This window comes from Cupriavidus sp. D384 (assembly GCF_001652915.1).
Taxonomy (GTDB): domain Bacteria; phylum Pseudomonadota; class Gammaproteobacteria; order Burkholderiales; family Burkholderiaceae; genus Cupriavidus.
This window is the reverse complement of record NZ_BBQI01000036.1, coordinates 1-8,763: the sequence shown is the minus strand read 5'-3', so window position 1 is coordinate 8,763 and position 8,763 is coordinate 1. Positions and strand designations below refer to the sequence as shown.

Here is an 8,763-nt window from a genome sequence, read left to right as displayed (position 1 = left end):
GATAGGCTATTAACCTGTGCCACCTTCTCCGCTAACCTGTTGATTCGTAACGTTTAGTGCGAATTATGGTGTCTCATAAAATCGCGTACTGGTGTTATGTAAGTCCATGATTTTTAAAGGTGCGGTCAGGCTGTATGAGACAGTTACCGCAGCGGCTGCACAACCTGGGGCTTGCGCCGATACACCCGCTCTGTAAGCCGGCTATCCGCGTGCGCCATCAGCGCCTGTGCGTGGGCTAGCGTCTCAGCATCGCTCGCGCATTTCGCGCGTAGATCGTGCTCGTTGAACCGCTGCTTGACTTCGGTTTCCTTCAGCACGCGTGCCATGAAGTTGCGCCACATCGTGTCCCATCCCCCGGCGCGGCCGGTTACTTCACTGATATAGCACTCACCATCCCGGTTGCAGAACAGCCACGGGGCGATCCTCACCGGGCGCGCAGCCTTCGCCATCTCCACCGCCGACCGAAGCTCATCCGTCCACGTCAAGATGATGCTCTTGCCAGTGCTGCCGGCCGTTTTGCCCGGCGTCACGTGAATGCCGTCTTCCTGCAGATCGGACATCGATAGCCGGAGCAAGTCGCCGCGGCGAAGGCCCGTGATCAGCTTGACCCGGATATATGCCTGCACCGCCAGCACGCTGCCGTGCGAGCGCTTCGCTTCCAGTGCCAGGCATTCCACGATCTCCCAATCCTCGACGTACCGCGTCCGTGGCTTCTCGCCTGTCAGCCGGATTTCTCCCTTGAACGGGTGACGGTCGATGATGCCCCATTCCACAGCCTTGGTGAAGGCGTGCGAAAGGATCTCGATTTCCCTCCGCGCCGCCGTCTTGGACTGTCGCTTGTCGATGTACTGATAGACCGTCTGCGGCCGGATACCCGTTAGCGGCGCGGTCCCGAGCACCAGACGCAGGCGCTTGATCGCAACCTGATTTTGCTGCTGTGTCGTGACTTTTTTCGTCGGAACCACCTGAAGGGCGTACCGGTCCAGCAGATCGGCCACCGTCTTCGTGTTATCGGTGTGCGCCAACTTCTCAGCCCACGCCCGGTACGCCTCTGGCAGGGAGCCACCGAGCCGGAACCACTTCTTGCCATCCCACTGCGCCTCAAGGCCTACTGGAACGCGGTAGAAGTAGACGCCGTTACGCTCGCACCAGCGTAGAGGCAGGCCCTTGTTGTTGGCTTTACGCGAACGGGGCATTAGGCCGCGCTCCAATTAGGTTCCCAAGACGCCACAGCCTTCTGCTTAGGAGCCCCCATTTCCTTATCTACGTGCGCTCGCAGTACCGCAACAGAGCCATCGGGCCTCACCTTGTGCTCGATGCCCATTGCCCGGAGCGCACGCACCTGCGCACTCGACCGACACTTGTGCGTCAGTTCTTTCAGCTCATCCGGCGATAGTGTCAGGTTGTTCATCTTCCTGCTCCAGGTTCCAGTACTTGCGCGTCAACCTCAGGACGCGGGCTATGTTGGCTTGCATTTATTGCTGCGTTGTAATCTCGAATAAATCGCCGACGGCCTTGCCGTCACGCCGAGTCTTGGCCGCCGTCTGCTTGTGGTGCTCGGCGTCGTACCGCAGGTGGCACCGCTGGCACCAGGCGCGCAGGTTGGCCGGGTCGCAGTTCTCCGGGGTGTGGTCGAGGTGGGCAATGGTCAGCACGATCCTGACCATGCGATCAACCTCATAGTCGCCCTGACGCTGCCGCCCGAGAAGCACCCCTGTGTCCGCATCAAATACGTATGCGTCGTCAGTGATATAGGTGCCAGCATCTCGCCCAGTGCCGCGAGCGATCACCGCTCCGTTAGGGGCGCGGCACTTCTCGCAGCAGTTTTGAGCGCGCACCAGGATGTCAGCCCGGATCTCTTTCCAGTTGGCCGGGTAGCGGCCCTTGTTCTCTGGCTTGATGGGCATCGCAGCTCTACCTCTGCAGGTTCTTCAGGCCCTTCGGGCCTACGAGCACTGCGCGGTTGACCACCATCGCCTTGCTCTCCGTGCCGAAGAACTCTGTACACCATGCCCGGTGAGCAGCGCCCCAGTCGGGCGGCATGAGTTCCAGAAGCTTGGCCGACGGCTCGAACTTCGGCCAGTTGTCCAGCGAAGGGTCCACGTAGACCGGCATGCCGAATAGCGTCTGACCGAGCATCACCGTTCCTCCGCCCCGCCATTCCCCGCAGACGGGGCGGCGCGCTCAACCGTGAATCCGTCAGGATCAATCCCAGCTTCTTCGCAGATGCGTTGCGCGCTGCGGCTGCCAACGGCGAACACATCCATCGCCAACACCCAGTTGGCTCGCTGCTTGTTGTAGTAGGCCGGCACGATGCGGCGCACGTTCGACATGATGAAGAACGGCGTGAAGTTCGCACGCACAGCTTCAACCTTCGCCGCCTCCCCGCCCCCAGGCTGGCTGGCGCTCTCCAGTTCGATAACGCGAAGGTTGGCGGCGCACGTCTTGTCTGTCTGCTCGCGCAGGAGATTGCTACCAAGTTCGACGCGTGCTTCCAGTTCGCGGATGCGGGCGATCATGGCAAGTTGCACTTCCGGGTCGATGCGGACAATCCCGCGTCGAAGGTTGCGCTCCAGCGCATCCAAATCCAGCTTCTCAGCCATTGTCCTTCTCCCCTGTTGAGCGGGCGCGCTCGATTGGCAACACGATGCCTAACCCGCTGCGCTGTAGTGCTTCGGCGTTACGCTTGCCGTATGCCACTAGACAAATAGGCGCGCCGCTGTTGAAGTCAGCACGGCGTCCGTCGACATAGTGAAAGTGCGGGCGCCCTTTGATGAACAGCACGGCATCGGCACGGCCCCAAACGCATTCGTAAAACATGGCCGTTTCTGTGCGGGCCGGGATCAGCGCAATGCCATTGCCGTGTTCGGCCATGCGGCGCAACCACTTGACGGCCTCGCGTCCGAACGGTGGGTTGCACCAGACGCGGCCGTGCCACGGTTTCGATAGTCCGTCGTCCTTGAAAGTGAAGTGGTTTGCGGCCGTATCCCATGGCCGAACCACTGGCGCGCATGGGTCCAAATTGAATGACCCAAGCGGCGCGAGTATTTCAGGCGGCGTCAACCATTCGTCGTTTTTCATGCGCGGCGATTGGTGCGCGGACATCCCCATCACTCGCCCCCTTTCGGCTGCTCGCGGGCGTAACGTGGCTTTCCTGCATCATCCAGCCAGCGCGGCCCCAGATCTTCCCGCTGGCATGCCGGCACGTCGTCGCTATGCCGTCCGCACGAAAAGCACTTCAGGCCCATGCATGTTGCGCTGACAGGGAATCCATTGCTGCAAACCTGCCGCCCTTGCTGATATGCAGTGCATTGATCTTTTGCATCAGCCACGGTCCTCTCCTTTCGGCTGCTCGCGGGACATGGCGGCGTCGATGGCGTTCTGCATTTCTTCTCGCCACGTATCTCCATAAATGTTTAGCAACGCGCGTCGAAACAAAGAAAGCGCATCGCTACCTTGTGCTTCCTCTAGATCGCTGATGTATCGGCGCAGGTCCGCTGCTTCCATCTTTGCTGCCTGTGCCTCAGCGAAGTCCGTCGGTTTTTCCAGGTGCGACAAGCGATCTTCCCAAGTCGGGATCAGTTTCTTAGCCATAGTTAGCAAACTCCCCATGCAACATGTCAGCCGCCAAACAGTAGACTTCGTACGCCAGCTCAGGACTGCTATACCTTCCAAGGTATTTCCCCTTTCCCTTGAACTTGATTCTTGCGTACCACTTTCCGCTTCCCTTATGGAACATCACGCCTTTGAAACCAGTGGTGTTCTTTGAACTCCGTTTCTGGTTCCGTACGTTCTCGGCGTTCGTGCATGTCCGCAAGTTTGCTCGGCGGTTGTCTATCCGGTTTCCGTTGATGTGGTCCACATAGAGGCCGTTACCTCGCTCCATTCCGAGAATTTCCCGGTGCATAAGAACGGTTGTCGAGTGCCCCTCAACGGTTGGATGTCTGCATGCATATCCGCGATGGTCAACTCTCCAGGCGAAGCCAGAAAGCGCCTCGTAGTCTTCAGCATCCACAAGGATGCGCTGCCCCTTGGCAGTCACGATCGCGTGATCAGTCATCATCCTTCTCACTTGCCCGCGTCGCTGCTGGGGCGGCGTTAAACACTGGCGCAACGCAAGGCGTCCAGTAATCCCATTCGTCGGCGTCGTCATGCTGGATGCGCTTCGGGCCGCCGATCACATCGCCCTTGCATACCCAGATCAGATCATCGGACCATGGCGCGGTATTGATCGGGCGCCAAACAGGCGAATCTGCCTCAACGCGCGGAAAATATTCGCCGGGCTCGGTCATGCGCGTCTCTGCGCTGTCGGAGGGGGTGGAGAGAGCGAGCAACTTGCGCACGGCATCGCGCATTTCTGACGCGCTCAGTTCTTCGGCCCAATACGGGTTTTTGCCGCTGGGCAGCTTGTGTCGCGTCATCAATCCGACCGATGCGCACAGTTCGTTCACCTGCTCATCCGTCAGCCCCGCCACCGTGGGCGATGGCGCGGAAGCCTGGCGCGATTCGTCAGGCTGTGTTGGCGCCTCCATATAAGCGTCGATATAGTCATCCAACAGGCTGCCGCATGGCTTGAATCCGGGCCTCTCATTGAAGCCGACGAATGCGTGTCCATTCGTCGCACGCAGCCACCGATAGCGCGACGCATACTTTGCATCACGCTTTTCGTGCTCACTAGTGGGCGATGGCGCGGAGGGCGGGGTGGCGAGGATTTCGTTCGCCCATGCGGAAACATGCGCAGCAAGGGCGCTGGTATTGAACGCGGTCAACCTCACCAGCTTTTCGAGTTCCACAACGGGAACCGTCAGCGCCATACCGCCACCATTCTTGCCCGCCAAATCGTTGCCATTTTGGCGATTCGTGTCGTTCGTCATGCTGCTTCCTCCCTAGAACCAGGCTGCTGCCGGGTCACGATGTGGTGTCCACGTTTTCTTCCACGCTTCGTGCTTGCGCCAGGCGCCTTCCATGTCTTCATGTTCGTCCTTGACGCGGCCGCACGTCATTTCCTTCGCAACGTCTGGCCGGTTACCTACGCGGAACATCCTGACTGGCTTAGGACATCCTTCGGAGCGAACAAACTTGTGGACGTAGATCTCTCTCGATTTGTGAAGGTCGCGCATCCACTTTTTGACCGAGTAGTAGTTCTTCCCGATCATGTCCGCCACTTGCACGACGGTAGCGCCATCCATCACTTGAAGGGCTGCAAGGCATTGCTCCTTGTGGAACACCACATCCTTCTTGTGCTTCTCCGTTCTGTCGCCGATCATGCCGCGCTCCTGGTATCGGCCTCCGCTGCTCGCTGCATCGCTTCTAGTTCGGCATTGCGCTTGCGCAGGGAGCGGATGGTTTTGGCTGCCTCACCGTACATGTCGCGCGAATCTTCATCGCATGCGATGGTAGTGAAAAGGTCAAGGCGATCCAGAAGATCGAAGCGATTCAGATCAAGATTTGCGTACTCGCCATGAAGTCGCAGTGCAGTCTTGCAATAAGCCTTGTATGCGTCCTCGGCGGTATCAAAGTAGCCAACATGATGCGTTCTCCCGTACACCTGAACGCGAGCATGAAACTTTTGCCTGCGTCGATAGAACGAGACGCCTTTGAAGCCTGACGTATTGTTTACTTGGGTAACCTTGTTACGGTTGTTCTCGGCGCCGCTACATACCCTAAGGTTGCCTTTTCTGTTGTCTAGGCGATTTCCATTAATGTGATCAACCTGGCGGCGGTCGTTGGTTTCGAGGCCCATCAAGAAGCGGTGCATAATCCGCGACGTTTTCTCCGTCGCTCTCAGCTTCCTCGGATGATTGCGAACTACACCACTGTGAATAACGAACCATTTGAAGGCAGATAACATCTCATAGTCTTCTGCATCAACCATGATCTCGTCGCCGTTGCACGTTTTGATGATTCGATAATCCATTTGTTACCTCGCAATCTTGATCCACGGACACATGCGGGCGTCATGCCCATCTCCGCCACATAGAGAGCAAACCGTTCGGTATTGATCCATGGCAGACCTCACTTCGAAGAAAAGAGCCGGGCGGACGTGGGACGTAAAGGCCCGGCAAGGGGGGTTAGATCAGTTCCACGCCCAGCTCTGTCGCGGCATATGCCTCGATCCGGGTCATATAGGCGGCGAACTCTTCAACGTTCAGGGTGGTGGTGCTGATCCCAACGCTACTGCCATCCGGCAATTCCTCCGTACCGATCAGCTTCCGCTTGAAGAACTCGGCCCACGCATCGGCTGAATAGCTCTTGCCATTCATCCAAGCACCTTCTGCGATCTCGTTGAGAATCGCCCAGTAACGCTTGTTCTGCTCGATGCTGCGCTTTGACTTATGCTCAGCCACCGTAATTGCCAGCGGCTTGCCAGCGTCGGCCATAGAGCGCCAATTGCTGCGCAGGAAGCCCCACAGAGCCTGAGCGTTGCTGTCGCCACGAAGGACGAAGAGACGGGATGCGGTTGCCATCACTTGATCTCCAGTCGGTCACGCTTGACGATCCTGGCGCCTGGCACTTCAGTGCCGGCCTTGATCGCCTTGGCAATCTCTGCCTTGCTAGGCTTAGGCTCGGGCGGCTTTGGCGTCGTCATGAAACTGGCTGGGATCTGCTTTTCGTCGTAGATCTCCACCGACGAATCCCGCTCCAGCAGCAGGCGAACCTTGAACGTGCCATCGTTGGCAGCGATCTCGGTCGTCTTGGTCCGCTTCATGTTGAAGGCCAGGTACTCGCGCAGCTTCTCCTGCTTGCGAACCAGCACCGCCTTGTGAGCGGCGATCTTGGCTTCGTGCTGCTCGATAGCCTGGATTTCTGCGTCACGGTTCAGGATGTAAGCCGCCACGTTGGCACCCTTATCCTTCATCGCCGAAAGAGCGCAAACTAGATCGGCGCTCAGCTCACCCGTTTCCGGGTCGTACGCGTCGTCACTGGACAGCAGGCGCTCTACTTCGTCGGACAGGGAATACAGGCTCAGTGCGCTCATGCTGCCTCCATCGTGGCTTCGATTTCCGCCTTGCGGGTGTCGTATGCACCTTTCAGTGCGGCGCGCTGCTCGGGCGTTGCAGCCTTGTACGTCGGGCCAAACACAGCCTGGAGGGATTCAAGCGTCTCGCTTTCGCGCAGCGCCACAAGCGCGTCGTCCATGTTCACGGCTGGCGCCGGCTTGGCCTGGGGCTTCTGTGCAGCAGCCTTCTGCGCGGCCACAGCGGCGTTACCGTCATCGTCTTCAGGAGCGATGCCGCAGGCAGCCATCAGGCCGTAGCGCCGGCAGTAGGTCAACGCGGAGCCGTAGCCTTGGGCGTCTTGTTTCTGCGAGGGAACGTGGAGCACGCCACCGGACAGCGTTTCTCCGGACTCGTGGACAAACACCGTTTCCACCGTCACGCCGTTGTCGCACAGCACCGGTCGCTGGATGACGGCGATGCCGTTGCTGTTCAGCGCGTCGATCACCGCTTCCACGCATGCCGCCAGGTCAGCGTACTTGGACTTGAAGTGCGGGTTGGTGCTGCTCTTCAGCGCCGGGGAGAAGTCCTTCTGCGCCTTCACAAAGGCCGCTGCAATGCTCTTGGTCGTTTCCATCGCTCATTCCTCTCAGGATTCGGGCCTGTTGCTCGTACCAGGCTAAAGTCTCGGCGGCCTGCCATTCCTCTTGCTGGCCGCACTGCGCCCACCACTCGTGCGGGTCCATGTCACTTCAGTCCGCCCACAGCGACGTAGGCGAATGCTCGGGCCACGCGCTCAGGGACGTAGCCGCTAGAGATCGGCACGCGCGGCCCCTTGATGCCGTTGATCGCGTTGTCGATCTTGGCGCGCAGCAGGTCTGCGATGACCCGTGCGCAGCGGTGGCTGTAGTCAGCGTCGCGGCGCTCTTGCTTCGTCAGGTGCACGCCGGTGTCGAGATCCTTGATGTCCTGATTGCGGGCGGGCGTCTTCATGCTGGCTCCTGAGTTTTCGGCTTGATGACAATGGGCGGAATGGAAACGGCTGGTTCAAGCTTCGGCATTTCCACGTACAGGCCGGCAAGTTTCAGCAGAGGGATCACGGCCATGCCGGCGTCGGTGATGCGGACGCGCGGGCAATCCGATCCTTCTTCGCCCTCCAATCGTTCGCACAAGCCTTTCCCGATTAGGGAGTTGAACGTGTGTGCGCCAGACCACGCGAAGCCGTACTGCTCCATCATGCAAAGCGACTCGATCTGCCGCTTCGACAGCGACAGGTTGAATGCGCTGCTGGTGACGTACTCGCTGAATGCGCTCATTTCCACCCCTTCACGATCTGGATCAGGTTCGCCACCAGCAGGGCAAAGGCGAAGGTGCCACCGCAGACGTACAGCGCGCGGCGGTTGCGGGACTGCCAGGCGCGGAATGCGCGGAGATCGTCAAAGTCCAGCATCAGTCGACCTCCACAAACTCACCGTCAGCGTTCAGCTTGTAAAACGTGTCCGCCTTGATGCCGTCTTGGCCGACGATTGCCGCCTTGGCGTGGACAATCTTCCAGTCAGCATCGCGGTACACCAGGAACAGCGCACAGCCGTCCTTGCCTTGTGCCTTACCGTGCCTGCCGCTGGACATGGCAGCGCCGGAGTCGCCCGATGCGGTGGCTGCGCCGTAGTAGCCCGATGCGGTGGCAGCGCCGGAGTCGCCCGATGCGGTGGCTGCGCCGGAGTCGCCCGATGCGGTGGCTGCGCCGGAGTAGCCCGATGCGGTGGCAGCGCCGGAGTCGCCCGATGCGGTGGCTGCGCCGGAGTAGCCCGATGCGGTGGCTGCG

The 8,763-nt window shown here is 59.6% G+C and carries 17 protein-coding genes and 1 pseudogene; all 18 read right to left on the bottom strand.

Features of this window, described 5'->3' with window-relative positions; genetic code table 11:
* Nucleotides 1–143: 143 nt before the first annotated feature.
* Complete coding sequence (locus A9J21_RS11945; protein WP_082926363.1) at nucleotides 144–1,196, bottom strand: tyrosine-type recombinase/integrase; 1,053 nt, start codon at nucleotides 1,194–1,196, stop codon at nucleotides 144–146.
* Nucleotides 1,196–1,411 carry a DUF4224 domain-containing protein gene (locus A9J21_RS30905; RefSeq protein ID WP_082926362.1) on the bottom strand — a complete coding sequence of 72 codons (216 nt, stop codon included), beginning with the start codon at nucleotides 1,409–1,411 and terminating at the stop codon, nucleotides 1,196–1,198. Before A9J21_RS30905 ends, A9J21_RS11945 begins: the two co-directional genes overlap by 1 nt.
* Before the next feature lie 64 nt (nucleotides 1,412–1,475).
* On the bottom strand, nucleotides 1,476–1,907 hold the full coding sequence (locus A9J21_RS11940; protein ID WP_066735787.1) for a hypothetical protein: 432 nt from the start codon (nucleotides 1,905–1,907) through the stop codon (nucleotides 1,476–1,478).
* Nucleotides 1,908–1,914: 7 nt separating this feature from the next.
* On the bottom strand, nucleotides 1,915–2,142 hold the full coding sequence (locus A9J21_RS11935) for a hypothetical protein (RefSeq protein WP_156545818.1): 228 nt from the start codon (nucleotides 2,140–2,142) through the stop codon (nucleotides 1,915–1,917).
* Nucleotides 2,139–2,603 carry a hypothetical protein gene (locus A9J21_RS11930; RefSeq protein ID WP_066735785.1) on the bottom strand — a complete coding sequence of 155 codons (465 nt, stop codon included), beginning with the start codon at nucleotides 2,601–2,603 and terminating at the stop codon, nucleotides 2,139–2,141. Before A9J21_RS11930 ends, A9J21_RS11935 begins: the two co-directional genes overlap by 4 nt.
* Nucleotides 2,596–3,081, bottom strand: a complete 486-nt coding sequence (locus A9J21_RS11925; RefSeq protein WP_231906894.1) for a phage N-6-adenine-methyltransferase — start codon at nucleotides 3,079–3,081, stop codon at nucleotides 2,596–2,598. Before A9J21_RS11925 ends, A9J21_RS11930 begins: the two co-directional genes overlap by 8 nt.
* 243 nt (nucleotides 3,082–3,324) lie before the next feature.
* The gene (locus tag A9J21_RS11920; protein WP_066735782.1) at nucleotides 3,325–3,594 is read right to left on the bottom strand and encodes a hypothetical protein; all 270 of its coding nucleotides are present in this window, start codon (nucleotides 3,592–3,594) and stop codon (nucleotides 3,325–3,327) included.
* Nucleotides 3,587–4,063, bottom strand: a complete 477-nt coding sequence (locus A9J21_RS30900; RefSeq protein WP_197497490.1) for an HNH endonuclease — start codon at nucleotides 4,061–4,063, stop codon at nucleotides 3,587–3,589. Before A9J21_RS30900 ends, A9J21_RS11920 begins: the two co-directional genes overlap by 8 nt.
* Nucleotides 4,053–4,874: a hypothetical protein gene (locus tag A9J21_RS11910; protein WP_066735779.1), complete on the bottom strand. Its 822-nt coding sequence runs from the start codon at nucleotides 4,872–4,874 to the stop codon at nucleotides 4,053–4,055. The genes A9J21_RS30900 and A9J21_RS11910 overlap by 11 nt, the downstream gene beginning before the upstream one ends.
* A gap of 12 nt (nucleotides 4,875–4,886) precedes the next feature.
* Entirely contained in the window at nucleotides 4,887–5,267 is a 381-nt protein-coding gene (locus A9J21_RS11905; RefSeq protein WP_066735777.1) for a hypothetical protein, read from the bottom strand.
* The gene (locus tag A9J21_RS11900; protein WP_066735776.1) at nucleotides 5,264–5,917 is read right to left on the bottom strand and encodes an HNH endonuclease; all 654 of its coding nucleotides are present in this window, start codon (nucleotides 5,915–5,917) and stop codon (nucleotides 5,264–5,266) included. The genes A9J21_RS11905 and A9J21_RS11900 overlap by 4 nt, the downstream gene beginning before the upstream one ends.
* 154 nt (nucleotides 5,918–6,071) lie before the next feature.
* Nucleotides 6,072–6,467, bottom strand: coding sequence for a recombination protein NinB (locus tag A9J21_RS11895; protein ID WP_082926360.1), 396 nt, complete (start codon nucleotides 6,465–6,467; stop codon nucleotides 6,072–6,074).
* Nucleotides 6,467–6,979, bottom strand: coding sequence for a siphovirus Gp157 family protein (locus A9J21_RS11890; protein WP_082926359.1), 513 nt, complete (start codon nucleotides 6,977–6,979; stop codon nucleotides 6,467–6,469). Before A9J21_RS11890 ends, A9J21_RS11895 begins: the two co-directional genes overlap by 1 nt.
* The gene (locus tag A9J21_RS11885) at nucleotides 6,976–7,575 is read right to left on the bottom strand and encodes an ERF family protein (RefSeq protein ID WP_066735772.1); all 600 of its coding nucleotides are present in this window, start codon (nucleotides 7,573–7,575) and stop codon (nucleotides 6,976–6,978) included. The genes A9J21_RS11890 and A9J21_RS11885 overlap by 4 nt, the downstream gene beginning before the upstream one ends.
* 110 nt (nucleotides 7,576–7,685) lie before the next feature.
* Nucleotides 7,686–7,931, bottom strand: a complete 246-nt coding sequence (locus A9J21_RS11880) for a hypothetical protein (RefSeq protein ID WP_066735770.1) — start codon at nucleotides 7,929–7,931, stop codon at nucleotides 7,686–7,688.
* Entirely contained in the window at nucleotides 7,928–8,254 is a 327-nt protein-coding gene (locus A9J21_RS11875) for a hypothetical protein (protein WP_066735768.1), read from the bottom strand. The genes A9J21_RS11880 and A9J21_RS11875 overlap by 4 nt, the downstream gene beginning before the upstream one ends.
* Nucleotides 8,251–8,388 carry a hypothetical protein gene (locus tag A9J21_RS31510; protein ID WP_156545816.1) on the bottom strand — a complete coding sequence of 46 codons (138 nt, stop codon included), beginning with the start codon at nucleotides 8,386–8,388 and terminating at the stop codon, nucleotides 8,251–8,253. Before A9J21_RS31510 ends, A9J21_RS11875 begins: the two co-directional genes overlap by 4 nt.
* Nucleotides 8,388–8,763, bottom strand: a pseudogene (locus A9J21_RS31925) (hypothetical protein); the annotation flags it as partial. The pseudogene A9J21_RS31925 and the gene A9J21_RS31510, both read right to left, overlap by 1 nt.

Bases quoted from the DNA above. Each gene is read 5' to 3' on its own strand.
- A9J21_RS11945 (WP_082926363.1), bottom strand. From the start codon at position 1,196: ATGCCCCGTTCGCGTAAAGCCAACAACAAGGGCCTGCCTCTACGCTGG.
- A9J21_RS30905 (WP_082926362.1), bottom strand. From the start codon at position 1,411: ATGAACAACCTGACACTATCGCCGGATGAGCTGAAAGAACTGACGCAC.
- A9J21_RS11940 (WP_066735787.1), bottom strand. From the start codon at position 1,907: ATGCCCATCAAGCCAGAGAACAAGGGCCGCTACCCGGCCAACTGGAAA.
- A9J21_RS11930 (WP_066735785.1), bottom strand. From the start codon at position 2,603: ATGGCTGAGAAGCTGGATTTGGATGCGCTGGAGCGCAACCTTCGACGC.
- A9J21_RS11925 (WP_231906894.1), bottom strand. From the start codon at position 3,081: ATGAAAAACGACGAATGGTTGACGCCGCCTGAAATACTCGCGCCGCTT.
- A9J21_RS11920 (WP_066735782.1), bottom strand. From the start codon at position 3,594: ATGGCTAAGAAACTGATCCCGACTTGGGAAGATCGCTTGTCGCACCTG.
- A9J21_RS30900 (WP_197497490.1), bottom strand. From the start codon at position 4,063: ATGATGACTGATCACGCGATCGTGACTGCCAAGGGGCAGCGCATCCTT.
- A9J21_RS11910 (WP_066735779.1), bottom strand. From the start codon at position 4,874: ATGACGAACGACACGAATCGCCAAAATGGCAACGATTTGGCGGGCAAG.
- A9J21_RS11905 (WP_066735777.1), bottom strand. From the start codon at position 5,267: ATGATCGGCGACAGAACGGAGAAGCACAAGAAGGATGTGGTGTTCCAC.
- A9J21_RS11900 (WP_066735776.1), bottom strand. From the start codon at position 5,917: ATGGATTATCGAATCATCAAAACGTGCAACGGCGACGAGATCATGGTT.
- A9J21_RS11895 (WP_082926360.1), bottom strand. From the start codon at position 6,467: ATGGCAACCGCATCCCGTCTCTTCGTCCTTCGTGGCGACAGCAACGCT.
- A9J21_RS11890 (WP_082926359.1), bottom strand. From the start codon at position 6,979: ATGAGCGCACTGAGCCTGTATTCCCTGTCCGACGAAGTAGAGCGCCTG.
- A9J21_RS11885 (WP_066735772.1), bottom strand. From the start codon at position 7,575: ATGGAAACGACCAAGAGCATTGCAGCGGCCTTTGTGAAGGCGCAGAAG.
- A9J21_RS11880 (WP_066735770.1), bottom strand. From the start codon at position 7,931: ATGAAGACGCCCGCCCGCAATCAGGACATCAAGGATCTCGACACCGGC.
- A9J21_RS11875 (WP_066735768.1), bottom strand. From the start codon at position 8,254: ATGAGCGCATTCAGCGAGTACGTCACCAGCAGCGCATTCAACCTGTCG.
- A9J21_RS31510 (WP_156545816.1), bottom strand. From the start codon at position 8,388: ATGCTGGACTTTGACGATCTCCGCGCATTCCGCGCCTGGCAGTCCCGC.